This is a genomic window from Nocardia sp. NPDC050712 (assembly GCF_040654295.1).
GTDB lineage: Bacteria > Actinomycetota > Actinomycetes > Mycobacteriales > Mycobacteriaceae > Nocardia.
Genome location: NZ_JBFAHT010000002.1, coordinates 1,288,828 through 1,312,342 on the forward strand (window position 1 = coordinate 1,288,828; position 23,515 = coordinate 1,312,342).

Annotated in this window: 26 protein-coding genes; 13 read left to right on the forward strand and 13 right to left on the reverse strand. The window is 68.8% G+C overall.

Annotated features, from left to right (window positions below):
• Positions 1-42: 42 nt before the first annotated feature.
• The 4 genes from AB0H76_RS16755 to AB0H76_RS16770 all read right to left on the reverse strand — a co-directional run bounded on the left by AB0H76_RS16755 (position 43) and on the right by AB0H76_RS16770 (position 5,126).
• On the reverse strand, positions 43-903 hold the full coding sequence (locus AB0H76_RS16755) for a 3-methyladenine DNA glycosylase (protein ID WP_357323916.1): 861 nt from the start codon (positions 901-903) through the stop codon (positions 43-45).
• A complete protein-coding gene (locus AB0H76_RS16760; RefSeq protein WP_357323919.1) occupies positions 900-1,964 on the reverse strand; it encodes a hemolysin family protein in 1,065 nt (354 codons plus the stop codon). The genes AB0H76_RS16755 and AB0H76_RS16760 overlap by 4 nt, the downstream gene beginning before the upstream one ends.
• A complete protein-coding gene (locus AB0H76_RS16765; protein ID WP_357323921.1) occupies positions 1,957-3,435 on the reverse strand; it encodes a hemolysin family protein in 1,479 nt (492 codons plus the stop codon). The genes AB0H76_RS16760 and AB0H76_RS16765 overlap by 8 nt, the downstream gene beginning before the upstream one ends.
• Before the next feature lie 254 nt (positions 3,436-3,689).
• Positions 3,690-5,126, reverse strand: a complete 1,437-nt coding sequence (locus AB0H76_RS16770; protein WP_357323924.1) for a GuaB1 family IMP dehydrogenase-related protein — start codon at positions 5,124-5,126, stop codon at positions 3,690-3,692.
• A 139-nt stretch (positions 5,127-5,265) separates the two neighbouring features.
• Here AB0H76_RS16770 and AB0H76_RS16775 point away from each other — a divergent pair, with 139 nt between their 5' ends.
• Both AB0H76_RS16775 and AB0H76_RS16780 read left to right on the forward strand, forming a co-directional pair.
• Positions 5,266-5,595: a metalloregulator ArsR/SmtB family transcription factor gene (locus tag AB0H76_RS16775; protein WP_357323926.1), complete on the forward strand. Its 330-nt coding sequence runs from the start codon at positions 5,266-5,268 to the stop codon at positions 5,593-5,595.
• Positions 5,595-6,278, forward strand: a complete 684-nt coding sequence (locus tag AB0H76_RS16780) for a cation transporter (RefSeq protein WP_357323929.1) — start codon at positions 5,595-5,597, stop codon at positions 6,276-6,278. Before AB0H76_RS16775 ends, AB0H76_RS16780 begins: the two co-directional genes overlap by 1 nt.
• Positions 6,279-6,281: 3 nt before the next feature.
• On the opposite strand, the gene AB0H76_RS16785 is transcribed toward AB0H76_RS16780, so the two are convergent.
• From AB0H76_RS16785 to AB0H76_RS16815, 7 genes are all read right to left on the reverse strand, one after another.
• Complete coding sequence (locus AB0H76_RS16785; RefSeq protein ID WP_357323931.1) at positions 6,282-7,145, reverse strand: DMT family transporter; 864 nt, start codon at positions 7,143-7,145, stop codon at positions 6,282-6,284.
• A 189-nt stretch (positions 7,146-7,334) separates the two neighbouring features.
• Complete coding sequence (locus AB0H76_RS16790) at positions 7,335-8,942, reverse strand: DEAD/DEAH box helicase (protein WP_357323933.1); 1,608 nt, start codon at positions 8,940-8,942, stop codon at positions 7,335-7,337.
• 216 nt (positions 8,943-9,158) lie between these two features.
• Entirely contained in the window at positions 9,159-10,097 is a 939-nt protein-coding gene (locus AB0H76_RS16795) for a M48 family metalloprotease (protein WP_357323936.1), read from the reverse strand.
• Between the two features lie 42 nt (positions 10,098-10,139).
• Positions 10,140-10,517, reverse strand: a complete 378-nt coding sequence (locus tag AB0H76_RS16800; RefSeq protein ID WP_357323939.1) for a BlaI/MecI/CopY family transcriptional regulator — start codon at positions 10,515-10,517, stop codon at positions 10,140-10,142.
• A 99-nt stretch (positions 10,518-10,616) separates the two neighbouring features.
• A complete protein-coding gene (locus AB0H76_RS16805; protein ID WP_357323942.1) occupies positions 10,617-11,444 on the reverse strand; it encodes an ABC transporter ATP-binding protein in 828 nt (275 codons plus the stop codon).
• Positions 11,441-12,451, reverse strand: coding sequence for an iron chelate uptake ABC transporter family permease subunit (locus AB0H76_RS16810; protein WP_357326215.1), 1,011 nt, complete (start codon positions 12,449-12,451; stop codon positions 11,441-11,443). Before AB0H76_RS16810 ends, AB0H76_RS16805 begins: the two co-directional genes overlap by 4 nt.
• Positions 12,452-12,531: 80 nt before the next feature.
• Positions 12,532-13,578 carry an iron ABC transporter permease gene (locus AB0H76_RS16815; protein ID WP_357323945.1) on the reverse strand — a complete coding sequence of 349 codons (1,047 nt, stop codon included), beginning with the start codon at positions 13,576-13,578 and terminating at the stop codon, positions 12,532-12,534.
• Positions 13,579-13,685: 107 nt separating this feature from the next.
• Between AB0H76_RS16815 and AB0H76_RS16820 the strand changes: the two genes are divergently transcribed.
• The 11 genes from AB0H76_RS16820 to AB0H76_RS16870 all read left to right on the forward strand — a co-directional run bounded on the left by AB0H76_RS16820 (position 13,686) and on the right by AB0H76_RS16870 (position 21,809).
• Positions 13,686-14,420 (forward strand): hypothetical protein, encoded by a 735-nt coding sequence (locus AB0H76_RS16820; protein WP_357323948.1) that lies wholly within the window; start codon positions 13,686-13,688, stop codon positions 14,418-14,420.
• Positions 14,421-14,665: 245 nt separating this feature from the next.
• A complete protein-coding gene (locus AB0H76_RS16825; RefSeq protein ID WP_357326217.1) occupies positions 14,666-15,058 on the forward strand; it encodes a PaaI family thioesterase in 393 nt (130 codons plus the stop codon).
• 110 nt (positions 15,059-15,168) lie between these two features.
• A complete protein-coding gene (locus AB0H76_RS16830; RefSeq protein ID WP_357323951.1) occupies positions 15,169-15,471 on the forward strand; it encodes an urease subunit gamma in 303 nt (100 codons plus the stop codon).
• A gap of 2 nt (positions 15,472-15,473) precedes the next feature.
• Positions 15,474-15,791, forward strand: a complete 318-nt coding sequence (locus AB0H76_RS16835) for an urease subunit beta (protein WP_357323954.1) — start codon at positions 15,474-15,476, stop codon at positions 15,789-15,791.
• 3 nt (positions 15,792-15,794) lie between these two features.
• Entirely contained in the window at positions 15,795-17,516 is a 1,722-nt protein-coding gene (locus tag AB0H76_RS16840) for an urease subunit alpha (protein WP_357323957.1), read from the forward strand.
• A 112-nt stretch (positions 17,517-17,628) separates the two neighbouring features.
• The gene (locus AB0H76_RS16845) at positions 17,629-17,922 is read left to right on the forward strand and encodes a hypothetical protein (protein ID WP_357323960.1); all 294 of its coding nucleotides are present in this window, start codon (positions 17,629-17,631) and stop codon (positions 17,920-17,922) included.
• Positions 17,923-18,064: 142 nt separating this feature from the next.
• Positions 18,065-18,598 carry a YbaB/EbfC family nucleoid-associated protein gene (locus tag AB0H76_RS16850; protein ID WP_357323963.1) on the forward strand — a complete coding sequence of 178 codons (534 nt, stop codon included), beginning with the start codon at positions 18,065-18,067 and terminating at the stop codon, positions 18,596-18,598.
• Between the two features lie 65 nt (positions 18,599-18,663).
• Positions 18,664-19,215, forward strand: coding sequence for a DUF3558 domain-containing protein (locus AB0H76_RS16855; protein ID WP_357323966.1), 552 nt, complete (start codon positions 18,664-18,666; stop codon positions 19,213-19,215).
• 14 nt (positions 19,216-19,229) lie between these two features.
• Positions 19,230-19,607 carry a hypothetical protein gene (locus AB0H76_RS16860; RefSeq protein WP_357323969.1) on the forward strand — a complete coding sequence of 126 codons (378 nt, stop codon included), beginning with the start codon at positions 19,230-19,232 and terminating at the stop codon, positions 19,605-19,607.
• A 205-nt stretch (positions 19,608-19,812) separates the two neighbouring features.
• Positions 19,813-21,039 carry a hypothetical protein gene (locus tag AB0H76_RS16865; protein WP_357323972.1) on the forward strand — a complete coding sequence of 409 codons (1,227 nt, stop codon included), beginning with the start codon at positions 19,813-19,815 and terminating at the stop codon, positions 21,037-21,039.
• A complete protein-coding gene (locus tag AB0H76_RS16870) occupies positions 21,036-21,809 on the forward strand; it encodes an ESX secretion-associated protein EspG (RefSeq protein ID WP_357323975.1) in 774 nt (257 codons plus the stop codon). The genes AB0H76_RS16865 and AB0H76_RS16870 overlap by 4 nt, the downstream gene beginning before the upstream one ends.
• 255 nt (positions 21,810-22,064) lie before the next feature.
• Here AB0H76_RS16870 and AB0H76_RS16875 read toward each other — a convergent pair whose 3' ends face one another.
• Both AB0H76_RS16875 and AB0H76_RS16880 read right to left on the reverse strand, forming a co-directional pair.
• Positions 22,065-22,904 (reverse strand): SGNH/GDSL hydrolase family protein, encoded by an 840-nt coding sequence (locus AB0H76_RS16875; protein ID WP_357323978.1) that lies wholly within the window; start codon positions 22,902-22,904, stop codon positions 22,065-22,067.
• Between the two features lie 95 nt (positions 22,905-22,999).
• The gene (locus AB0H76_RS16880; protein ID WP_357323980.1) at positions 23,000-23,365 is read right to left on the reverse strand and encodes a DUF4377 domain-containing protein; all 366 of its coding nucleotides are present in this window, start codon (positions 23,363-23,365) and stop codon (positions 23,000-23,002) included.
• Positions 23,366-23,515 lie beyond the last annotated feature (150 nt).

The following is a 23,515-nucleotide window of genomic DNA, read 5'->3' on the forward strand; positions in this document are numbered from 1 at the left end:
TAGAAGAGTAGCAGAATGATCCATTCCGTTTCAACCCCTGTTTCAGGGCTGAGTGAGGAGTTCTTCGCAGATGGTGCGCAGCCGGGCCCGCAGCACGGCGGACCGCTCCGCGATCCCGGCCTGCCGGCGCACGTACTCGGCGCGGCCGGCGGGCGTCTCGATCGCGATCGGCGCGTAGCCGTACTCGGCGAGATCGTAGGGGCTGGCCCGCATATCGAGTTCGCGTGCGGCGCAGGCCAATTCGAAGCAGTCGAGCACCAGGTCCGAGGGGGTGAGCGGGGCCAGCTTGAAACTCCACTTGTAGAGATCCATGTTGGCGTGCAGGCAGCCGGGCTGCTCGCGGTCGGCCTGGTCGGCGCGCGACAGGGGCTGGGCGTTCAAGCCGACGGCGTCGGGGGTGAAGAAGCGGAACGCGTCGAAGTGCGTGCAGCGCAACGACATCGACTCGACGACCGCGTCGGTGCCCGCGCTGCCCAGGCGCAGCGGCACCCGCTGATGGCGGACCTCGTCGGTGCGATAGACCATCGCCCACTCGTGCAGGCCGAAACAGGAGAGCTGGGCCGGGCGGGCGGCGGTGGCGCGCAACAGGCCCGCGGCGAACGCGACGGTGTCGCGGCGCTTGGCCAGGAACGCCGGATCGGCGGTATGACCCGCCTCGACCCGGTGATACCCCCGCGCACCGTCGTACTCCCGCGCGCCCGCCAGCACGACACCGAAACCCGGGTGCCAGCGCCGCAATTGGGCGGGCTTGTGGCCGTAGTAGGTGAACAGGAAATCGATCACCGGGTGCGTGGCGCCCGCGGCCCGCCGGTCCAGGTACGGACCGGCGAGCTCGTCGACGCGGGCGCGGTGCTCGGCAGCGCGCGCCCGCCAGTCGGCTTCGGCGAGGACCGGCCCGGTCATTCCGCCACGCGGTGCGTCCCGTCGCGCACGGTACCCACGAATTCTTCGACCAGATCCTCCAGCGCCACGATGCCGATGGTGTTGCCGTGGTTGTCCACGACCCGGCCCAGGTGGCTGCTGGTGCGCCGCAGCCGGGCCAGCGCCTCGTACAGCGTGGTGGTCGCGCCCATGGTCGGCAGCGGCCGGATATCGGTGCGGGGGATCGGGGTGCTCGGCCCCGCACTCTCGTCGGCGACCTTGTCCAGCACGTCCTTGACGTGCAGATAGCCGACCAGTGAACCGTCGTCGGCGCAGACCGGGTACCGGGAGAACCCGGTCTCGGCGACGGCGGTCTCGATATCGCCCAGGGTGGTGCCGTTGCCGCGCAACGGCACCGAGCGCGTGATGGCCAGCGGCACCATCACATCGGCGATGGTGCGGCCCGAGATGCCCAGCGCCTGGGTCAGGCGGCGGTGCTCCTCCTCGTCCAGCAGGCCCTCCGAGCGGGACTCACCGATCATCTCGGCCAGCTCCACGCTGGAAACCGTGGCCTCCAGCTCGTCCTTCGGCTCGATCCGCAGCATGCGCAGCGAGAGATTCGCGGCGAAGTTGTAGATCGCGATCAACGGGCGGGCCAGCCGCAGCCAGGCCAGGTGGATCGGAACCAGCAGCAGCGCACTGCGTTCCGGGCCGGCCAGGGCGATGTTCTTCGGAATCATCTCGCCGAAGAGGATGTGCAGGATCACCACGATGGTCAGCGCGCCGGCGAAGGCGACCGGATGCAGCAGCCCCTCCGGCAGGCCGAGCAGGTCGAACGGACCCTCCAGCAGGTGCGCGACGGCGGGCTCGCCGACCCGGCCCAGCAGGATCGAGCAGATGGTGATGCCGAGCTGGGCCGCGGCCAGCATCATGGACAGGTTCTCGCCCGCCCGGATCACCGTGTTGGCGTTGCGCTTGCCCTGCGCCGCAAGGGCTTCCAGGCGGTCGCGGCGAGCGGAGATGAGCGCGAACTCGGCGGCGACGAAGAACGCGTTGGCCGCCAGCAGCACCACCGTGAGCGCGATTCCGAACAGGTCACCCATTGCTGGTCTCCGCGCTGTACTCGGTCTGGGTCAATTCGGCCTGATCCGCCTGATTCTGATCGAGGGGCAGGTCGGCGCGGAGCTCCTCGGCGCGGTCCGCCTCGCGTTCGCGTGCCTCGAGCACCTCGCCGGTGACCGGGATGAGCCGGACCCGGTCGATGCGCCGGCCGTCCATCCGCTCGACCCGGGCGATCCAGCCGCCCTCCTCGGTCTCGTACGGATGCCGGTGGTGCGCGGGCGAATTCGGCAGCACGACCTCGTCGTCGACGACGGGGATGCGGCCGAGCCGGGTGAGCACCAGACCGCCCAGGGTTTCGTACTCGCCCTCGGGCGCGTCGTAGCCGGTCGCCCGGGACACCTCGTCGATGCGCAGCAGCCCCGAGCAGTCCCAGCCGTCGCCGACCCGCCGCACGTCGCGTTCCTCCTCGTCGTGCTCGTCGCGCACGTCGCCGAGGATCTCCTCGATCAGGTCCTCCATGGTGACGATGCCCGCGGTGCCGCCGTACTCGTCCACGACCAGCGCCACCTGCATGCCGTCGGCACGGACTCGTTCGAGCACCTCGTCACCGTCGAGGCTGGCCGGAACCACCGGCACCGGCGCGGCGAGCACGCGCAGCGGAACGGTGCGGCGGGCGCTGACCGGATGCGTGAACGCCTGTTTGACGTGCACGAAGCCCAGGGTGTTGTCCAGATCGCCATCGATCACCGGGAACCGGGAGAAGCCGGTGCGCCCGGCGGCCTCGATCAGGTCGGCGATGGTGTCGTCCTGATCGAGGGCCTCGATCTTCACCCGCGGCGTCATCAGTTCCTCGGCGCTGCGCTCGCCGAATTGCAGCGACCGGTCCATGACCTGCGCGGTGCGCTGATCCAGGGCGCCACGCAGGGCCGAGGTGCGAACCAGCGAACCCAGTTCCTGCGGGGAGCGGGCCGAGCGCAGTTCCTCGGCCGGTTCGACGCCCAGGCGCCGGACCACCCAGTTGGCGGTGTTGTTGAGGAAATGGATCATCCACTTGAACACCCGCGAGAACGCGACCATGGGTCCGGCGGTGAAGCGCGCGGTGGCCAGCGGCTTGGCGATGGCGATGTTCTTGGGCACCAGTTCGCCGTAGATCATCGACAGCGAGGTGGCCAGGATCAGGGCCAGGGCCAGCGAAATGCCGCCCGCGACACCGGGACTGAGGCCGAACGCGTCGAACAGCGGGTTCAGCAGCCGGGCCAGGACCGGCTCGGCGATATAGCCGGTGATCAGGGTGGTGATGGTGATGCCGAGCTGGGCGCCGGAGAGCTGGAACGACAGCGTGCGATGCGCCTGGCGCACCATGCGGGCGCGGCGGTCACCGTCGCGAGCATGGGATTCGACCGTGCTGCGCTCGAGGGCGGTGAGGGAGAACTCCGCGGCGACGAACAATGCGGTGCCCGCGGTCAGGGCGATGAACCCGACCAGGCTGAGCAAGGTGAGTGCGACGGTCATGACCGGCACCACCCGTCACGGCGGCGTTGAGAGGGGTCGTCGGAGTCGGAAGGGGCTGCGGGTTGGAGAGCGCCGGGTTTGTCACCCGGCTCGGTAGAGGAGCCCTCCTTGGCGGCGCCCTTGGACGCGGGTGACAACTTGTTCCTTTCGGCGGTGGAATTCAGGGAGCCGGAACGACCGGCGTGCCAATGATGGTACCGGCCCACGCGACGCATCGCGTGGGCCGGTGACCGAGTTGTGCTGGTGTGTCGGCGCTACCAGCCGCTGGGCAGCGGACGACCCTCGGCGAAGCCCGCCGCGGACTGCACGCCGAGCACGGCCTTGTCGTGGAAGGCCGGCAAACTGCGGGCGCCGGCGTAGGTGCAGGCGCTGCGCACACCGGAGCAGATGTGGTCGATCAGGTCCTCGACGCCGGGGCGTTCGGGGTCCAGGCGCATGCGCGAGCTGGAGATACCCTCCTCGAACAGCGCCTTGCGGGCGCGGTCGAAGCCGCTGTCGGTGGCGGTGCGGGCGGCGACGGCACGCTTGGAGGCCATACCGAAGCTCTCCTTGTACCGGTTGCCGTCGCGGTCGGTGCGCAGGTCGCCGGGCGACTCGTAGGTGCCGGCGAACCAGGAGCCGATCATCACGTTGGACGCGCCGGCGGCCAGGGCCAGGGCGACGTCACGGGGGTGACGAACGCCACCATCGGCCCAGATGTGCACGCCCAGTTCCTTGCCCGCGGCGGCGCACTCGGCGACCGCGGAGAACTGCGGGCGGCCCACACCGGTCATCATGCGGGTGGTGCACATGGCGCCGGGGCCGACACCGACCTTGATGATGGTGGCGCCGGCGGCGGCCAGATCGCGCACGCCCTGCGCGGAGACCACATTGCCCGCGACCAGCGGCACGCCGAGGCCGAGATCGGCGACGGTGCGCAGCGATTCCAGCATCTTCTCCTGGTGGCCGTGCGCGGTGTCGAGCACCAGCAGGTCGGCGCCCGCGTCGACCAGGGCCTTGGCCTTGGCGGCGACGTCACCGTTGATGCCGACGGCGGCGGCGATGCGCAGCTGACCGTTGGCGTCGACGTTGGGCTGGTAGATGCCCGCGCGCACGGTGCCGGTGCGGGTCATCACGCCGGCCAGGGTGCCGTCGGGGTTGGTGAGGACCGCGAACTTGGCGCGCCCCGCCTCGAGCTGCTCGAAGATCTCGCGCGGCGAGGTGTCGGCCGGCGCGGAGACGAAGTCGGTGTTCATCACGTCGTGCAGGCGGGCGAAACGGTCCACGTCGGCGCAGGCGGCCTCGGTGACGACGCCGACCGGCTTGTCGCCGTCGAGCACCACGACGGCGCCGTGCGCGCGCTTGTGCATCAGGGCGATGGCCTCGGAGACCGAGCGCTCCGGATCCAGGGTGACCGGGGTGTCGGCGGTGAGCGAGCGGCTCTTCACGAAGGCGATGGTGTCGGCGGCCGCGCTGAGCGGCAGATCCTGCGGTAGCACCACGATGCCGCCGCGCCGGGCGACCGTCTCGGCCATCCGGCGGCCCGCGACCGCGGTCATATTCGCCACGACGATCGGAATGGTGGTACCGGACCCATCGACGGTCGACAGATCTACGTCGAACCGGGACGCCACATCCGTCCGATTCGGGACCAGGAAGAGGTCGTCGTAGGTCAGGTCGTAGGGCGGCTGATGGCCAGGGAGAAACTGCACTTGACCAATACTAACCGGCTCTGACTCGATTTGTGCAAACACCCGGCATTGCCGGGTAATCGGCGAGCGTTTGCGCCGGGGGGTGCGAGAGAGTTTGTACATCTTGATCTGAATACAGAATTCTCTGTACTATCCGGGCATGGACACGATCCGCCACAGTGACGCGCTGTCGCGCTTCGGGTACGCGCTCTCCGACGCGACCCGGACGCAGATCCTGCTGCACTTGCGCGCCGCACCCGGGTATCCCTCGGAGCTGGCGGAGCGGATCGGGGTCTCGCGGCAGATCCTGTCCAATCACCTGGCCTGCCTGCGCGGGTGCGGGCTGGTGGTGGCGGTGCCGGAGGGGCGGCGGGCCCGCTACGAGCTGGCCGATCCGCGCATCGGCCGGGCGCTCGACGATCTGCTCGGGCTGGTGCTCGCCGTTGATCCGGCGTGCTGCCCGAGCGCCGCGACCGACGGGTGCTGCTGATGACGGAGCTGGGGATGCCGCTGGCGCACGCGCCGGGCGGCGCGCGGAAAGCGTTGCTGGCGCGGCGGATTCGCTGGTTCGTGGCCGCGACGATCACCTACAACGTGCTCGAGGCGGCGGTCGCGCTGAGCGAGGGGGTGCGGGTCTCCTCGACCGCGCTGATCGGGTTCGGGCTGGACTCGGTGATCGAGGTGTCCTCGGCGGCCGCGGTGGCCTGGCAGTTCGCGGGGCGGGATCCGCAGGCCCGGGAGCGGGCGGCGCTGCGGATCATCGCGTTCTCGTTCTTCGCGCTCGCCGCCTACGTCACGGTGGATGCGGTCCGGGCACTGGTGGGTGCCGGAGAGGCGCGGCACTCGTCGGTCGGAATCGCCTTGGCGGCAGCGAGTCTGGTGGTTATGCCGGTGCTGTCGTGGGCGCAGCGCCGGGCCGGTCGGGAACTGGGTTCGGCCTCGGCGGTGGCCGATTCCAAGCAGACGCTGCTGTGCACCTATCTGTCGGCGGTGCTGCTGGTCGGGCTGGTGCTCAACAGTCTGTTCGGATGGTCGTGGGCCGATCCGATCGCTGCCCTGGTGATCGCTGTGATCGCGGTCAAGGAAGGGGTGAACGCCTGGAAAGGTGACGCCTGCTGCGCGCCCGCGGGGTTGGGGGCTGCCCCCGTCGGGTGCGGCTGTGACGTCGGGTGAGTGTCAGCCGACGACCTCCCTGGTGGATTCCTCGGCCTGAGTCCTGGACAAGCGAATCGTGGTGACACACATGACGATTACCGCGACCGCCACGGCGAGGAAGCCGAGACCGGTGGTGCGCAGGCGTTCGTCGAGAACCGTCAACCCGACGAAGGCGGCGGCGAGCGGCTCGGCGACGGTGATCGCGGGCAACGAAGCAGCTAGCGGGCCTACGTGGAAAGCGCGCTGCTGGAGGTAGAAACCGGCCACGCCCGCGGCGACCAAGGCCCAGGTCTGCCAGTTGGTGAGCAGCGCGAGAACGCCGCGATCGAACTGACCCGCCACGCACGCCGTGAGCGCCGACCCGAGCCCGAACAGCGACCCACCGGCCGCGCCGAACAATAGGGCGCACCGGGCCGGGTCACCGCCTCGTCCGACCAGCACGGCGAGCGCGACGAAGCCGAGCAGCAACGCCAACGGCCAAACCCAATCACCCAGGGGTGCGGTGGTATTGCCGTCGGTCGGATCGCCGATCAGCAGGAAACAGGCCAGCGCGGCGACCAGCGCGACCGCCGTGGCCCAGGTGCGCGCCGAGATCCGCCGCCCATTGAGCCGGGCCGCCAGCGGCAGCGCGAAAACCAAGGCGCTCACCAGGATCGGCTGCACCAGCAGCACCGGACCCAGCGCGAGCGCGGCGACCTGCATGGCGTACCCACCGCCGTCGCCGACGAGCGCGGCCCACCAGCGCGGGTTCCGGATCAGCGCCCCCATCAGCCCGGTCCCCGCCGGCACCGCGGCCGCGGCCCGCTGCTGCGCGACCGCGGCCACCGCGAACAACAGCGCGGCCACTACCGCGCAGAGGACGGACTCCCACAGATGCTCTGGCACCGCGTCAGTCTCCCTCGAACCCCGGCCGCGGCCGCAACTCCCCAATCCCCAGCGCGTCGCCCGGCCCAGCGTGCGGGGGTGGGGTTGGCGAGGGGTGGATCCCCAGTCGAAGCACTTCGCGCCCCCGCCGAATGACGGCGGGGGCGCGAGGCGATGCGGTCTGGAATCAGGCTATGCAGCTGGCGCGGGTTAGTTTGCTCCGCGGTTGCGGTGCGTCGGAGAGCCCTCGGGGCGTCCGGCGCGTCGGCGGGTGTTTCCGGGCGTGTCCGTGCCGCCCGCGCGCGTCGCGCGACCGGTGGACGCGGCGCCGGTGGAACGGGTGTGTGCGCCAGTGGATTTGGGCGCGGTGGTGGTGCGGGCAGCGCCGGTCGCGCGGCTCTCGTCGCGAGCCGGAGCTGCGCCACGGCCGGAACCGCTCGAAGCCCCGCGGCTGGAACCACCGGCGGCCCCGCGGCTGGAGCCACTCCCGGCCCCGCGGCCCGAACCGCCTGTGCCACGGCCGGTTCCACCCGAACGGCGGGTCGGCACGGCAGTGGACTCGGCGTCGGCACGGCGCGGGCGACCGCCGCCCGCGCCGCGGCCGCCGCTCTTGGCCGGGTTGTTCTCGGGCGCCTTCGCGGGGGCGATCGGCACGCCCGAGGGCTGCTTGGCGCCGGTGATCTCGATCAGCTTCTTGTCGCCGGGGCGCACCGTCACGCCGACCACGTCGACGCCCGCCTTGCGGGTCATCTTCTCGACGTCGGCCCGCTCCTCGGTGGTGACCAGCGTGACGACCACACCGTCCTCGCCGGCTCGCGCGGTGCGGCCCGCGCGGTGCAGGTAGGCCTTGGACTCGGCGGGCGGATCCACGTGCACGACAAGGGAAATGCCGTCGACGTGGATGCCGCGGGCGGCGACGTCGGTGACGACGAGCACCGGGGTGGTGCCGTCGGCGAACGCGGCCAGGGTGCGTTCGCGATTGTTCTGGGCCTTGCCGCCGTGCATCGCGCCGGCGTTGACGCCGGCGCCGCGCAGCTGCTTGGCCAGGCGGTCGGCGCCGTGCTTGGTGCGCACGAACATGATGGTCAAACCATCGCGGGCGGCGATCTCGGTGGCCACGGCGCGCTTGTCGAACTTGTCGCGCACGAACAGCAGGTGGTGCGACATGGTCGCGATGGAGGCCGACGGCGGCGCGGTGGAGTGCGTGACGGGGGAGCGCAGGTACTTCTTGACCAGCTTGTCGACATCACCGTCCAGGGTGGCCGAGAACAGCAGGCGCTGACCGTCTTTCGGGGTCCGGTCGAGCAGCTTGGTGACCTGGGGCAGAAAGCCCATGTCGGCCATGTGGTCGGCCTCGTCGAGCGCGGTGATGCGCACGTCGGACAGATCCGCGGAACGCTGCTTGATCAGGTCTTCCAGGCGGCCGGGGGTGGCGATGAGCAGGTCGACGCCGCGCGCGAGGCGGTCGGCCTGGCGCTTGATCGGCGCACCGCCGACGACGGAGGCGACCCGCAGGCCGAGCGAGAGCGCCGGTTCGTCCAGGGCGCGTTCGATCTGGGTGGCCAGCTCGCGGGTGGGGACCAGCACCAGGCCGCGCGGGCGGCCGGGCTTGGCGCCGGCGTTGTTCGCCAGCAGGGTCAGCATCGGCAGGCCGAAGGCCAGGGTCTTGCCCGAGCCGGTCGGGCCGCGGCCCAGGACATCCTTGCCGGCCAGCGCGTCGCGGCAGGTGGCGGCCTGGATCGGGAAGGGGGCCTCGATGCCGTTGCGGCGCAACGTTTGCACGAGCACGGCGGGTAGGCCCAGCTCCGCGAAGGTCACGGCGGGGGCCGTGGCGGCAGCAGGAGTCGAGGGGGTCAAGTGGTGCCTTTCGTGTTCAGCGCAACTCGCACTGTTCGGAGTCGGTGAACACGGGGCGAGGTTCACCGCACGGTGCGCCGCTTGCCGGGCACTCGTGGTCGATAAAGAGATCGGGGTCGGGCGGCGGTACGTTGTCCAGCCGAACGTGGAGAGCCGATCGAACTGATCGAGGCCGGCTCAGCTCCGGAAGAGCCGACCGATCTCGACCAACCAGGGTACCGCGACGGCCATCGTCGGCACCACCAGGATTGCGGCGGAGCCCAGGTAGGCGGCCGAGGCGAGACGTAGATCACCGATCTGCCCGCTCAGGCGCTGGATGCGGATCAGGGTGGTGGGCCCGCCCGCGGCGAGCGCGCCCTGCGGCGCGGTGGACTTGGCGCAGGCGACGAGCGCGCGGGCCAGCGGCTTGGGGCCGGTGACCTTGACCGCGGAATCGTCGGCGAGCAATTCGATGAGCAGCTTCACCGAGCCGAGCGCGGCCTTGGAGCGCACCACCCGGGGAAAGGCCTCGTGCACGGCGGTGAAGGCCTCGAGCACCAGATCGTGCCGGGCCCGCAGATGCGAGCGCTCGTGGCTGACGATCGCGGTGACCTCGGCGTCGTCGAGGCTGGTCAGCGTGCCTTCGCTGAGCACGACGCGCTGGCGCAGGCCGGGCAGGCAGTAGGCGATGGGTTCGGTGGCGGCCAGCACCCGGATGTCGGCGGCGCGCCGATGCGGGCCGCTCTGATCCAGCAGATCGACGAGCATCCGGTGCCGGTTGCGCCGGCGCCGGGTGTGCACGCCGACCCGCACCACGGAGAAGATGAGCCGCGCGCCGACCAGCAGGGTCAGCGCGAACACCGTCACGTAGGCCAGCCACAGCGGCAACCCGAGCGCGTCGATCTCCCGGGTGGGCGAGGTGGTCGGCCTGCCGTCCGGGCCGGGCACCAGCAATTCCGAGGCGATGGCCAAGCCGGAACCGAAGGCGGAGAGCACCGCGGCCAGCGCGATCGCCTGCCACAACACGAGTGCCGCGCGCGGGGTCCGATAGGGCCAGGTCGCGCGGCTCAAGAGAGCTGGAGCAGGCCCCGCGAGAAGCAATGCGAGTCCGGCGAATACCGGCGCGGTTGCGTTCATCGACTCAGCTCACTGCGTTGTGGGGCCTGGACGCGAGGGAGTCTAGCGCCCCTCGTTGTCCTCGAGCTTAGCGAGTGCCTCGCGCAACGCGTCGGCTTCGTCACGTCCGACCTGTTCGACGAAGTGCACGAGTGCGGCTGCGCGGCTGCCCTTTTCCTCGGCCTGCTGCAACGCGTCGAACATCAGGCTCGCGACGAGTTCGTCGCGCGTGTGCACGGGTGCGTACCGATGTGCGCGATCGTCGCGCCGCTGAACCACCAGGTTCTTCTTCGCCAGACGCTGTAGCACGGTCATCACCGTGGTGTAGGCGAGCTCACGACGTGCGGCCAATGCCTCGTGCACCTGCCGTACCGTTTGCGGTTCGTCGCTGGACCACAGCTGGTCCATGACCGCTTTCTCGAGTTCACCAAGTCCTGCCATCCCTCGAGTTTACGGACACAACGACACAATTGCGTACTACACGATGTCGTAACTGACCGATTGCTGTGTGGGATTCGTCACGGCTCGACGGCGACAGTATTACTGTGCGTCGGTGGACGCCAGCACATGCCGGGTCCCGATGGGCACGATCATAGGACGTCCCGACACCGGATCCTCCAGCACGGTCGCGCTGAGCCCGAACACTTCCCGCAACAACTCGGCATTGATGATGTCCGACGGCGGACCCTGCGCGATGATCTGCCCGCCGCGCATGACGATCAGGTGATCGCTGTAGCGGATGGCCAGGTTCAGATCGTGCAGCACCATCACCACGGTGCGGCCCATGTCGTCGTGCAGCCGGTCGACCAGGTCGAGCACCTCCAGCGAGTGCGCGAGATCGAGGTAGGTGGTCGGCTCGTCGAGCAGCAGGATGTCGGTGCCCTGGGCGAGCGCCATCGAGATCCAGGCGCGCTGGCGCTGACCGCCGGAGAGCTCGTCGAGCGGGCGATCGGCGAGATCGGCGATGCCGGTCTGCTCCAGCGCGGTCAGCACCTCGGCCTCGTCGGTGGCCGACCACTGCCGGAGCCAGGACTGATGCGGATGCCGGCCGCGGGCAACGAGATCGGCGACGGTCAGGCCCTCGGGCGCGACCGGAGTCTGCGGCAGCATGCCGACGACCCGCGCCACATCCTTGGTCTTCATCGACGAGATCGCCTTGCCGTCCAGCACGACCCGGCCCTGCTGCGGCTTGAGCAACCGGCCCAGCGAGCGCAGCAGTGTCGACTTGCCGCAGCCGTTGGGCCCGATGACGGTGGTGACGACGCCGGCCGGAATCTCGAGGGTGAGCCCGTCGACGATGACGCGGTCGCCGTAGCCGAGGGTGACCTCTTCGGCGGCTAGTCGGTGATCGGCCTTCGGGGTGGTCATGACAGAGTCGCCTTCCGATTCATACGCACGAGCAGATACAACAGGAACGGTCCGCCGAACGCGGCGGTGACGATGCCGGCGGGCAGGTCGACCGGGAACAGCGTCCGCGAGGCTACATCCGCGGCCACCACACCGAGTGCGCCGATGAGCGCGGAGCCTATGAGCGGTTCGCCCGGCGTGCGCAGCAGCCGGCGCGCGATCTGCGGCGCGGCCAGCGCCACGAACGAGATCGGCCCGATCGCGGCGGTCGCCACCGAGGCCGCGACCACGGCCGCGCCGATCAGCAGCGCCTGCTGGGTCTGGATCCGCACGCCCAGCACCCGGGTGGTCTCGGTGCCCAGGCGCAACGCGGCCAGGGTGCGCGCCGAGACCAGCGCCACGACGATGACCAAGGCCAGCGCCAGGGTGGTCGGGAGCAGTTTGGACTTGTCGACGGAGTTGAGCGAGCCGGTCAGCCACTGCTGGGCGCGCATCGCGTCGACCAGGGTGGCGCGGGCGACCAGCCAGGTGAGCAGGGCCACCATGACCGCGTTCACACCGATGCCGATGAGCACCAGGCGCAGGCCGGTCGCGCCGCTGTCGCCGGTGCGGCTACGGCCCCAGGCCAGTAGATAGATCAGCGCGGCGGTGAGCAGGCCGCAGGCGAGCGCGGCCAGGGGCGCGCCGACGCTGGCCGCGAAACCCGTTGTCGCGCCGGTGCCGACGATCACGGCGACCGCGCCGACGCTGGCGCCGGTGGTGATGCCGAGCATGTCGGGGCTGGCCAGCGGGTTGTGCAGGATCGACTGGGTGAGCGCGCCGGAAATCCCCAGGGCCGCACCGACGAGGACCGCGGTGAGTGCCCGCGGCAGTCGCGATTCCAGGATGATGAACCGCTGCGAGCGGGTGCCGCCGCCGGTCAGGACGTCGAGCACGCGGCTCAGCGGGATCTGCGAATCACCTTGCGCGACATCCCAGCAGAACGCGGCGAACACCAGCACCGCCAGCACCAGGACGATCGCGGCCATCGCCGGACGCCACACCAGCGAGACCGGCCCGATCCGCACGGCGGGCCGGACCTTGTGCAGCACAGCTCGATCGGTGACGGTCACAAGCTCACCAGCTTCCGGCGGCGCACATAGGCGATGAAGAACGGCGCACCGATAGCTGCGAGCATAACCCCGACCTGGAGTTCGCCCGGCCGGTTGACGACCCGGCCCGCGACGTCGGCGACCAGCAGCAGCAGCGCGCCGAAGAGTCCCGAATAGGGGATCAGCCAGCGGTAATCCGGTCCGGTCAGCATGCGCGCGAGATGCGGGACGATCAGTCCGAGGAACACGATCGGGCCGATCGCGGCGGTGGCCGCCCCGCACAGCAGCACGACCGCGGCCAGCCCCAGCGCCCGGCTGCGCCCGATGTCCACGCCGAGTCCGCGGGCCACGTCGTCGCCGAGGGTCAGCAGGTTCAGGCCGGGGCCGGCGACGAGCGCGAGGAGCAGTCCGAGCGCCAGGAACGGCAGCACCTGCCAGAACACCGCGGCGTCGCGGCCGGCCACGTCGCCGACCACCCAGAAGCGGTAGGTGTCCAGCGCCGTGGCATCCAGCAGCACAACGGCATTCGTCATCGCTTGCAGGAAAGCCGCCACCGCCGCCCCGGCCAGCACCAGGCTCAGCGGACTGGCCTTGCCGCCGCCGACGGAGGACGCTCCGAAGACCACTACCCCGGCGATCAGAGCGCCCGCGAAAGCGAACCAGATGTACTGCTGTGGTCCGGTGAAGGCGAACAGGTAGCTGCTCAGCGCCGCGAGAAAGGCCGCGCCGGAGTTCAATCCGAGCAGCCCGGCGTCCGACAGCGGGTTGCGGGTGTAGCCCTGGATCAGCGCGCCGGTGATGCCCAGTGCCATGCCGCAGACCAGCGCGAGGCCGGTGCGGGGCAGGCGGAGTTCGCGCACGATCTCCTCCGCGGTCGACGCCGCGGGGCACTGGAACGGGCCGTTCGCGCAGCTCAGCGCGTGATCCAGCGCATCGAGAACGGTACCGGGGGACAAGGACCGGGTGCCGATGGCGATGCTGGCGAGCACCGCGAGCACGAGCAGCGCGGCGCCGAGGAGAAGTCCGACCAGGCGGCGTCGCCGGATCGTGCCTAGGGGTGTCACTGGGTCGAACTTCTCCTGACTGATTCAAAACTCGAGCTTGCTAGGTCTGGTAAGGCTAACCTATGTTCAGTGTCGACTGACAACGGAGCCGACCCCGAGGAGGTTCGATGCTCGAGCCCATGACCATCCGCTCGCAGCAGCAATTCGACCGCGCCTGTACCCGATTGCGCGCCCTGCAACCGGATCATCCGCGCGTCTACGCCGTTGCCGACATGGCTGATCAGGGCAAGCGGCGCTGGTGGAAGCTGTCCGACGGGCTGGGCGAGGGCCGCATCGAGCTGATGTACCGGCGTCACGCCGCGGAGATGATCAACGCCGACATCGCGGCGGAAGTCGTTGCGACAGCGCTGATCCACGCGGTGATCGGGCGGGTCAGCGCGTTGCTGGTGGCCGAGGGGCGGGCCTGGGATCCGGGGCTGGAGAACATCTGGATCCACAACGACAACGACGGCGGCATCGACTGGGCGGGCTTGGCGGACATCACGATTCGCGTGCTCGACGGTGATCCGCTGGCCGGTGAGCCCGGCGTGGTGGCGTTCCCGTGCGAGCCCGCCATGTACGTATGGCTGGCGCATCGCTGTGCCTCCTCGCTGACGTCGATCCAGCACACGCTGACGCGGTGCTCCGGGCTGGGCGTGCGCCGGTTCTGGGCGCTGGTCGGTGAATCCATTGTGGGGGCAAGCACTTACGTGCCCGAACTCGCCCGCACCAGTCCGGTCGACGCCGCCCGGCGCAGTCAGGGCCTGCTGCTGGCGCTGGAGGACCGCGGGTTGCCGGTGCGCCGCAGCCTCTCGGTGGTGCCCTCGAACAACTGGATTCAGACGGCGCGCTTGCCAAGTTAGGTAAGCCTGACCTATACTCGATTTCGGCGTTCGGATCGAGCCGGGGTCCCGAGGGCTGCGGTTGACCCCCCGTTCCTTGCCGCGGCGGGCTTCACCTTCGGGTGGGGCCCGCCGCTCTGTATCTATTGAATGCATGGGCTGCTGCGTGTACCGAATGGTCAGGTTTTAGGCTCTCTCTCATGACAGAGCAACCCGCCGAATCCGCCTCGCTCGCACCCACGTCGATCAGCGAACTCTCGCCCGAGATGATGACCAAATACAGCGAGGGCACGTTCACCGATCTGATCGGCCTGCGCTTCACCGAGGTCGGCCCCGACCGGGTGTGCGGCGAGTGGGCTGTCAAGCCGCACCTCTACCAGCCGGCCGGAATCCAGAACGGTGGCGTGCTGTGCACCGTCATCGAATCGCTGGCCAGCACGGGCGGGCAGTTCTGGTACGGCGACAAGGGCAACGTCGTCGGCGTCAACAACAACACCGACTTCCTGCGTGCCGCCACCGACGGCACGCTCTCGGCCGAGGCCACCCCGATCCACCGTGGTCGGCTCCAGCAGCTGTGGCAGGTCGTCGTCACCGACGAGCAGGATCGGGTGATCGCGCGCGGCCAGGTGCGGCTGCAGAATCTGCCCAAGCGCGACTGACCCCGGCGGATTTCCGCTGACGTGCGGCGCAACATCGCCGAAACATGCAGGTAACGCGGGCCGTGCCACAATGACCGTCGACCCGGCCCGCGACTCGGTGAGGAGCCCGAATGCGTTTGTCGCCGCACGAGCAGGAACGCCTGCTGTTGAGTTACGCGGCCGAATTGGCACGCCGGCGGCAGGGGCGGGGGCTCAAGCTGAATCATCCCGAGGCCGTGGCGCTGATCACCGACCACGTGCTCGAAGGCGCGCGCGACGGTCGCACGGTCGCCGAACTCATGTCCACGGGGCGCTCGGTGCTGACCCGCGACGATGTGATGACCGGCGTCCCCGAGATGATCCACGACGTGCAGGTCGAAGCCACGTTCCCGGACGGCACCAAGCTCGTCACCGTCCATCATCCGATCGGATAGTCGTGATTCCCGGTGAATATTTCTGTGCCGAAGGCACTATCGAGCTGAACGCGGGCGCCGAGCGTGTTGCCCTGGAGGTCGTCAACACCGGCGACCGCCCGGTGCAGGTCGGCAGCCACGTGCATTTCCCGCAGTCCAACGCCGCGCTGGAGTTCGACCGCGCCGCCGCGCACGGACATCGGCTCGACATCCCCGCCGGCACCGCGGTGCGCTTCGAACCCGGTTTGGCGCAGCGGGTTTCGCTGGTGCCGCTGGGTGGCGCCCGGCAGGTGCACGGCATCAGCCTGACCCCGCCCGGTCACCTGGATTCGACGGAGTAGGACATGACCGAACTGAGCCGTGCCCGATACGCCGAACTGTTCGGGCCCACCACCGGTGACCGAATCCGCTTGGCGGACACTGATCTGCTGATCGAGATCACCGAAGATCGCTCCGGCGGGCCGGGTCTCGCGGGGGAGGAGGCCGTCTTCGGCGGCGGCAAAGTGCTGCGCGAATCGATGGGCCAGTCCCGCGCCACCCGCGCCGACGGTGCCCCCGACACCGTCATCACCGGTGTGGTGATCGTCGATCACTGGGGAATCATCAAGGCGGACCTCGGCATTCGCGACGGTCGCATCTGCGGCATCGGCAAGGCTGGCAATCCCGACACCATGTCCGGGGTGCATCCGGAACTGGTGGTCGGCCCGTCCACCGAGATCATCGCGGGCAACGGCCGGATCGTCACCGCCGGCGCCATCGACTGCCACGTGCACTTCATCTGCCCGCAGCTGATGGAGGAAGCTCTCGGCGGCGGCATCACCACCCTGATCGGCGGCGGCACCGGCCCCGCCGAGGGCAGCAAGGCCACCACCGTCACGCCCGGCTCCTGGCATCTGGCCCGGATGCTGGAGGCCCTCGACGGCTGGCCGATGAACATCGTGCTGCTCGGCAAGGGCAACACCGTCAGCGCCGACTCCATGTGGGAGCAATTGCGCGGCGGCGCGGCCGGATTCAAGCTGCACGAGGACTGGGGCTCCACTCCAGCGGCGATCGACGCCTGCCTGCGGGTGGCCGACGCCAGCGGCGTTCAGGTAGCGCTGCACTCGGATACTTTGAACGAGGCCGGATTCGTCGAGGACACCCTCGGCGCGATCGCCGGACGCGGCATCCACGCCTATCACACCGAAGGCGCGGGCGGCGGCCACGCACCCGACATCATCACCGTCGCTTCGTATCTCAACGTGCTGCCCAGCTCCACCAATCCCACCCGGCCGCACACCGTCAACACCCTCGACGAACACCTCGACATGCTCATGGTGTGCCACCACCTCAGCGCCGCCATCCCCGAGGACCTGGCCTTCGCCGAAAGCCGCATCCGGCCTTCGACCATCGCCGCCGAGGACCTGCTGCACGATCTCGGCGCCATCTCCATGATCGGCAGCGACTCCCAGGCCATGGGCCGCATCGGCGAGGTCGTCATGCGGACCTGGCAGACCGCGCACGTGATGAAGAAGCGGCGCGGCGCCCTGCCCGGCGACAACGGCGCCGACAACGCCCGCGTGCAGCGCTACATCTCGAAATACACCATCGCCCCGGCCATCGCGCACGGACTGGACCACGAGGTCGGCTCCGTCGAGGTCGGCAAACTCGCCGACCTCGTGCTGTGGGAACCGGCGTTCTTCGGTGTGCGCCCGCACGCCGTCCTCAAGGGCGGCATGATCGCCTGGGCCGCGATGGGCGACGCCAACGCCTCCATCCCCACCCCGCAACCGGTCCTGCCGCGCCCCATGTTCGGCGCCGCCCCGGTCGCCGCCGCGGCGACCTCCCTGCACTTCGTCTCCGAACACGCCATCGAGGACGGTCTCGCCGACCGCCTGAACCTGCGCCGGAAACTGGCCCCGGTCAGAAACGTTCGCGGCGTCACCAAAACCGACATGCCCCACAACGACGCCATGCCCCACATCGAGGTCGACCCCGACACCTTCACCGTCCGCATCGACGGTGAGGTCTGGACCGAGCAGCCCGCCACCGAACTCCCGATGGCGCAGCGGTATTTCCTGTTCTGATTCGGCGGTGAAAGCTATTGATGCCGAATGGCTATCGGCGTAAAGTCGCTCTCCTGTTCGAGTTGCGTGCGGGCCGCTGGGGTGCGGTCCGAGACCGGGAGAAGGGGAGCCGATGGCCAGCGTCGAGGAGCGGATGACCGCGTTCGAGGAGGCGTTCGAGCGGGCCGACGTGCCCGGGTTGCGGCGCAAGATCGAGGAGAATCACGGGAAGGTTCTCGAAGAGTTCGGGCTGTTGCATGCCGATATCTCTGAGCTGCGGGGCGATATCTCTGAGCTGCGGGGCGATGTCTCTGAGCTGCGGGGCAATGTCTCGGAGATCAAAGACGTGCAGGCGAAGCACACCGCGGTACTGAATGGGCACACCGCCCTGCTGCGCGAGATATTGGATCGGCTGCCGCCGAAGTAGCTTGTCGGACAGTCGAAACCGCAGGTTGTGTGCCGCAGGGGAAGCGTGGAGAGGCCGCGTTCGCCGCGTTGCGGGTAGTCGAAATTGCTCGGTAAGGTGCAGATTTTGCCGGCAAGGACGCGCCGGGTGGAAGGGGAGGGCAGTGGTGGTGAACGATCCGGCTCAGGCCGCCGAGGAGATGAGCCGGTGGGCCGACGATCTCCAGGTGAAAGCGCAGAAGTACCAGGACCTGCACGGGCGGATGGCCGAGGTGTCGGTGACCGAGACCTCGGCGGGCAGCCGAGTCAGCGTGACGGTCGACGCGAACGGAGTCACCACCGACATCCAGCTCGGTAGCGCCGCCCGCGGCATGGAACCCGCCGCCCTCGCCGCGGAACTGATGGCGTGCACCCACCGCGCCCAAGCGAAACTCCGGGCGCGAGTCACCGAGCTGGTGCACGACGCGGTCGGCACCGACGCCGCGGGCGAAGCGATCATCGGCCAATACGCCCAGCAGTTCCCCGAACTCTCCACCCCCGAGCCGGCCACCTTCGAACCCCCGCCCACCACCTACACACCGGCAACCCCACCCCACCCAGAATCCGGCACCCGCAAACCGGACCGCGACCACACCGTCAGCCCAGACGAGCCCGACGACGACGATCTGTACTTCCAGCGCAAATCCTGGCTGGAATAGGGAACCGGGGGACGCTGGAGTGCGTCCTAGACTATGGGGCAACTCTGACGCGCTGGACTGGAGGCATGGTGGGACGACGGACGACAGCGGCGGTAGCGGCGCTGGCCGGGGTGGTGCTGGTGGTCTCCGGGTGCGGGACGGAGACGAAAGGGAAGCCGGAGCCGAGTACGGATACGTCGGCGGCCGGGGCGCTGTGGGACCCGTGCACGCAGGTCTCTGATGCCGTTTTGAAGCAGATCGGCGTGGATCCGGGATCGAAAAAATCTGGGGTTGCAGGAGTTGAAGAGCCAGGGTGGAAGGTCTGTTCGTGGCATGACCCAGAGCATCCGTTCAACTACGACCTGGGCATCTGGGCAACCATTCGGACGGTCGACGAGATCAAGAAGAAGCAGGACAACATCGACTTCACTCCTGTCACTGTGGGGGGCCGCGCAGGGTTCACCTTCCGTAGCGCCTCCTATGACGATGACGAGGTGTGCGATCTGGTCTTCCCGACAGCCCAGGGCGGTTCTGTCCAAGTGTCTTCATTCAACATCTCTACCAAGAGCCGCCAAGTCCCACCTTGTAACCGGACGCTTGCAGCCGCTGAGATTCTTGCACCGATCCTTCCGGGCTGAATTGAGAGTTGACCATGACCGCTTTGAATGAACAAGTCTCGCGTTGGCGCTACTTAGCCGATGAAGCGAAGTCGGGTCGACTGTATCTGGATAGTTCTGTCGCCAAGGAATGTCGGGACGCCTGCAATCGCCAAATCGACCTCTATACCGAAGCTCGCCGGGATCTGAATCAGCTCAGAACAGTTTCGGGCTTTGGAAAATTCGACTGCGCGCGGCTGCTCGAAAAGATGCTGGGAATGAAGGCAATCGGTGGTGACGGGGACGTCGACACCGCTCTGAAAGAACACATCGCCGTGCTTGAGCTCATCCGTGACACGATCCAGGTTTCCGTTGACAAGTACGAAGCTCAAGACACAGTCAACGCTGCCGAGCAAGACAAGTTACTGAACTGATCGGGGGACAAACGTGGGACTATTGTTTGCCGGCATTGCGGCGGCGTTGTGGGAGTCAAGCAAATCGGGCCCTCCGGACGTCGGCAAGGACGAGAGTCCGGAGGCTACGCAGGCGCGAAACCGAATTCAGGAGCTAGTGGGCGGGGCCGGCTTGGAGTTCCAAAGCTCGACGGTGCCGGATAGCGCCTACGCAAATCCGGAAACGATGGACGACCTGTACGAGCGGGTGCAGGATATGAAGCCGGATGTGGTCAAGTCGCTTCACGAGCGTTGGGAGGGCCTCCGCAACAAGCTCAACGACGGGTTCGTCAACTTCGGCTTGGAGATGACCAGGGCGATCGAGTCCAAATGGCAAGGCGAGGCGGCGAATTCGGCCGCTACCGGCATCACCGAATACGTCAAGAAGTCCAGCACCCTGATCGACTCGGTGGCACTGGTCTCGGAGAAGGTGAAGCTGGTCCGCTCGGCCATCGACATCACCAAGCCGAATGTACAGCAGGCCCCCGACACCTCTTTGACCAGCAATATCGCTAGTTGGGTCCCGGGGCCCACGTGGAAGCTGAACGATCACCGTGAGGAGTCGTATCAGTCCGCGGCGGAGAATATCGTCAAGAACGTCTTCTATCCGGCGGTCAAGGAAGCGGACGACAAGGTGCCGCTGGTGCCCAAGCCGTACAACCCGGTGCAGCAGGATCCCGCGCAGGTGCCGCAGGAGCCGAAGAAGCCGACGGTGAACCCGGTGACCCCGTCCGATGGTCCGACGGTCCCGTCCGATACCGAGAAGCCGAAGTCCGAGGATCGACCGGAGACGGTTCAGCCACCGTCCGCGGATCCCGGCACTTCACCCGTGAATTCGAACGACCCTGCGACGAAACCGGCGACGACCGATGCGCCGACCACCCCGTCTTCGACGGTCCCGGCCACAGCGGAGACGCCGAAGTCGAGCGACCCGAAGCTGAGCACGGGCGTCCCCGGTTCCAATGCCCCGGGCTCCAACGTGCCCGGCACCAACGCCCCCAACACCAACGCCCCCAACACCAACGTGCCCGGCACAAACGCCCCCAACACCAACGTGCCCGGTTCGAACGTCCCGCGCTCCGGTGTGCCGGGCTCCGGCATTCCCGGCTCGGGACTGTCCGGCACTCCCGGCTCCGGCACCCCCAAATCCGCCAATCCGGGTGCCGGAAGGTCGGTTTCGGGCGCTCCGGGAGCAGCAGCCGCCGCCTCGGGAACGAACCGCACCACCGCCGCGCGCGCCGGCTCCCAGGGAATGCCGGGTATGGGCGGGATGGGTGGCGCCCGCAATCAGGGTGACGACGAGAAGGAACACCAGACCAAGGATTACCTGATCAACCAGGAGAACGGTGAGATCCTGACCGGCTTGGACCCGGAGCATCGCGTGAAGACGGTCCCGCCGGTGATCGGCGAATGACCAAGCGCGACTGGACTTTCTCTCCGCTGGCCTTCAAGGTCCTGTGGCGCGCGGCCGACCGCGATGTGCTGCCGTACCCGCTGCAATACCGTTCGACCGCCGCCACGATCGCCGAATACGACAAGGCATGGAAGGCCGAAGCCGCCGCACTGCACAAGCATTTCGACGAAACCATGTTCGGCGCGCTACGGATCCTCGCGGAACCAGAGGCGCGCATCGAGCTCGCCGGCAAACTCGGCAGGGATAAGCTGCGCGTGCACGCGGCGGTGCACTACCAGCACGCGGTACTGCTGACGCAGGAACCGACCGACGCCCCCGACCGCGGCGGCAAGATCCGCATGACAATGGTTCCCGCACACGAGATTTCCCGCCGCGTGCTCGCGCAACTGCCGAACACACCGCGCGGCACGGGCGAAGGCCTCGAGGTCTCCCGCCACGACCTCGACGAGGACGGCCCCTTCTCCGCCTTCCACGACGACGCCCCCGTCTCCCCGCGCAAACTCGCCGCCCGCTTCTTCGAACGCCCCCGCGGCGCGATCATCCACGTCGCCGTCTACGCGGGCCCCGCCTGGGACAACCGCCCCGCCCCCTCCCGCGGCTTCCACATCATGGACTACCCGGACGGCCGCTACATGGTCCGCACCACCGGCACCCTCAAAGCCACCCCGGCCGACCGCCCCATCCTCCAGGCCGACCTGGACCGCCTCTTGGCCATCACCGTCGATTCCCACCGCGAAGAATCCGACCCCGCCTACCACCCTCGCGTCTAGCCGAGACCTGACCCGTGCCAGCCGGTCTCGCCTGCACCGGAGAACTACCCCGGCAACGTCGGCAGCTCCGAGCTTCCCGGCCGGCGGAGGAACTCACCAGGTGGACCCGGGCAGCCTCTCGGCCGTCGCCGCGAAGGATCCGACCCGCTTGCCGGCCCCCGAAACCCGAACCGCACAAGCCGATCTCGCCTGTGCCAGAGAACCAACCCGCGTGGGCGATATCCACGAGCTTCCCGGGCGCCTAGGGGATCGGTGTCACCCCGCTGCGCGGATCCCGTCCACGACAATGTCGGCGATGCCGCGCATGCCGGTGAGGGTGGGGTGGTAGGGGAGCAGGGTTTCGGTGGCGAGGATGGGGTCGAACCAGCGGGTGCCTTCGGGGGCGCACATGTCGTGGCCGGTGGAGCGAGGGCGGGTGTCGATGTAGGTGGCGCCGGTGGTGCGGGCGCCGGCGGCTACGACGGTGTTGAGGCGGTCGAAGGCGCGTTGGACGGTGGCGGCGTCGGCGGGGCGCAGGCCGACGAGGGCGGGGCAGCCGCCGTCGCGGATGTAGAGGGGCCAGCCGTCGACGAAGATTTTGGCGTTGGGGGCGAGGGTGGTGATCTGGCGCAGGGCGGTGGCGTAGGCGTCGGCGATGGCGTCGATGTCGCGGTCCCAGGCGGGTTCGCCGCAGGGCTGTGCGCCGCCGGAGTGGCAGGCGAGGATGTAGCGGGTCGCGTTGGTGTCGTTGGCGCCGATGTGCACGGTCACCAGTCGGGTATTCGGGCCGAGGGCGTCGAATTGTGGTGCGATACCGGCGCCCTGGGAGGTGGTGAGATCTTTGATCTTCGCCGAGCTGCAGGTGCGGTCGTCCAGGTGGAGGCCGAGGTCCGCGGCGATCAGTTTCGGGGTGTTGGCCGTCGACCGGGCGCAGAGCAGGGGAGCTCCGGTGTCGAACTTCTGGACGCCCGTCGTGGCCGCGCCCGAGTCGCCGAGTGCGACGTACTCGGCGCCACCGTCGGCCGGCGTCGCGGTGGCCGTGGGCGCGAAAACTGTTGGCAGCACGCTCAACAGCCCCGCTGTCATCGATATCCACAGCTTCCGACTGGTGTTCATCCTGTTACTCCGCTCCACGTTGAGCATCCATAAGTGAGACGCATTGGTTCCGCTTTTGGCGAACCTAGCATTCCCGCGCCGCGGGCGAAGGCGATTCAGGAAGTCGGGTTCTTGGCGATCACCGTCACCAGATGCCACGTGGATGAGGGCGCGTCGGCCGGCGGGTTCACCCACGGCCGCTGTTCGACGAGCAGGCGATAGGTGAACCCGGGCTGATAGTCGAAGCCCTCGATTCCGAAGTAGTGCAGCTCCCACGGCGCCTGCGAATCCTTGCGCACCTGCAGGCATCGCATGGGCGCGACGCCGGTGCAGGGCACCTCCTGGTCGGCCACTTCGATCTCGAACCGCTCGGCGGCGGGAGTAGTGGTGGCGGTGGCATCGCTCGCGTGCTGATCAGCGGTGCATCCGGCCAGCGGCAGGACGGCGAACGCGGCGGTGAGAGCGAGCATTCCGAGGCGCATGGCGGTGAATATGCCACAGGTTTGCCGTCGGCTCCGGGATGCTCTGTCCCCTTTCACCATAACCCGGCGAGGTGGGCTTGCCACAAGGGCCCGCTCGGGGTCCATAATCGCTGGCCTGAGCCCGATCGGGCCGGAGAAAGGCAAGGGCGG

Bases quoted from the DNA above. Each gene is read 5' to 3' on its own strand.
- AB0H76_RS16755 (WP_357323916.1), bottom strand. From the start codon at position 903: ATGACCGGGCCGGTCCTCGCCGAAGCCGACTGGCGGGCGCGCGCTGCC.
- AB0H76_RS16760 (WP_357323919.1), bottom strand. From the start codon at position 1,964: ATGGGTGACCTGTTCGGAATCGCGCTCACGGTGGTGCTGCTGGCGGCC.
- AB0H76_RS16765 (WP_357323921.1), bottom strand. From the start codon at position 3,435: ATGACCGTCGCACTCACCTTGCTCAGCCTGGTCGGGTTCATCGCCCTG.
- AB0H76_RS16775 (WP_357323926.1), top strand. From the start codon at position 5,266: ATGGACACGATCCGCCACAGTGACGCGCTGTCGCGCTTCGGGTACGCG.
- AB0H76_RS16780 (WP_357323929.1), top strand. From the start codon at position 5,595: ATGACGGAGCTGGGGATGCCGCTGGCGCACGCGCCGGGCGGCGCGCGG.
- AB0H76_RS16795 (WP_357323936.1), bottom strand. From the start codon at position 10,097: ATGAACGCAACCGCGCCGGTATTCGCCGGACTCGCATTGCTTCTCGCG.
- AB0H76_RS16800 (WP_357323939.1), bottom strand. From the start codon at position 10,517: ATGGCAGGACTTGGTGAACTCGAGAAAGCGGTCATGGACCAGCTGTGG.
- AB0H76_RS16805 (WP_357323942.1), bottom strand. From the start codon at position 11,444: ATGACCACCCCGAAGGCCGATCACCGACTAGCCGCCGAAGAGGTCACC.
- AB0H76_RS16810 (WP_357326215.1), bottom strand. From the start codon at position 12,451: ATGGCCGCGATCGTCCTGGTGCTGGCGGTGCTGGTGTTCGCCGCGTTC.
- AB0H76_RS16820 (WP_357323948.1), top strand. From the start codon at position 13,686: ATGCTCGAGCCCATGACCATCCGCTCGCAGCAGCAATTCGACCGCGCC.
- AB0H76_RS16825 (WP_357326217.1), top strand. From the start codon at position 14,666: ATGATGACCAAATACAGCGAGGGCACGTTCACCGATCTGATCGGCCTG.
- AB0H76_RS16830 (WP_357323951.1), top strand. From the start codon at position 15,169: ATGCGTTTGTCGCCGCACGAGCAGGAACGCCTGCTGTTGAGTTACGCG.
- AB0H76_RS16840 (WP_357323957.1), top strand. From the start codon at position 15,795: ATGACCGAACTGAGCCGTGCCCGATACGCCGAACTGTTCGGGCCCACC.
- AB0H76_RS16845 (WP_357323960.1), top strand. From the start codon at position 17,629: ATGGCCAGCGTCGAGGAGCGGATGACCGCGTTCGAGGAGGCGTTCGAG.
- AB0H76_RS16855 (WP_357323966.1), top strand. From the start codon at position 18,664: ATGGTGGGACGACGGACGACAGCGGCGGTAGCGGCGCTGGCCGGGGTG.
- AB0H76_RS16860 (WP_357323969.1), top strand. From the start codon at position 19,230: ATGACCGCTTTGAATGAACAAGTCTCGCGTTGGCGCTACTTAGCCGAT.
- AB0H76_RS16865 (WP_357323972.1), top strand. From the start codon at position 19,813: ATGGACGACCTGTACGAGCGGGTGCAGGATATGAAGCCGGATGTGGTC.
- AB0H76_RS16870 (WP_357323975.1), top strand. From the start codon at position 21,036: ATGACCAAGCGCGACTGGACTTTCTCTCCGCTGGCCTTCAAGGTCCTG.
- AB0H76_RS16875 (WP_357323978.1), bottom strand. From the start codon at position 22,904: ATGAACACCAGTCGGAAGCTGTGGATATCGATGACAGCGGGGCTGTTG.
- AB0H76_RS16880 (WP_357323980.1), bottom strand. From the start codon at position 23,365: ATGCGCCTCGGAATGCTCGCTCTCACCGCCGCGTTCGCCGTCCTGCCG.